General features: G+C 59.4%; 1 protein-coding gene. It reads right to left on the reverse strand.

All coding sequences use genetic code 11. The annotated features are described in order from the left end of the window. A partial coding sequence (locus EN852_RS37045) for an EAL domain-containing protein (protein WP_135879776.1) occupies positions 1 to 345 on the reverse strand: 345 nt, incomplete at both ends.

Genomic DNA, 345 nt, shown 5'->3' on the forward strand with positions numbered 1-345 from the left:
AACCGTTCAGAGATCGGCCTGGCATCTTTGCGCCACTCGAAGGTCGGCTTCTTCGTACGCGGCACGCTGCCCTGTCTCGCCACCAGATGGCTGGTCAATGACCGTTCCTCGATGGGCTCGGACATGTAGAACCCTTGGGCGCTGTGGCAATGCTCTGCGATCAGGATGTCAAGTTGCGCCTCGTTCTCCACGCCCTCGGCGACGACGGTCAGACCTAGGGAATTGGCCAGGGCGATCATGCCGCGAACCACGCCCTGCTTTTTAGCGGAGGTGGGTAGGTCGCTCAAAAAGGAACGGTCGATCTTCAGCTGGTTCAGATTGAAGTCGGTGAGGTAGCCGAAGCTC

Origin of the sequence: Mesorhizobium sp. M2E.F.Ca.ET.209.01.1.1, assembly GCF_004010375.2 — a bacterium.
Taxonomy (GTDB): Bacteria; Pseudomonadota; Alphaproteobacteria; order Rhizobiales; family Rhizobiaceae; genus Mesorhizobium.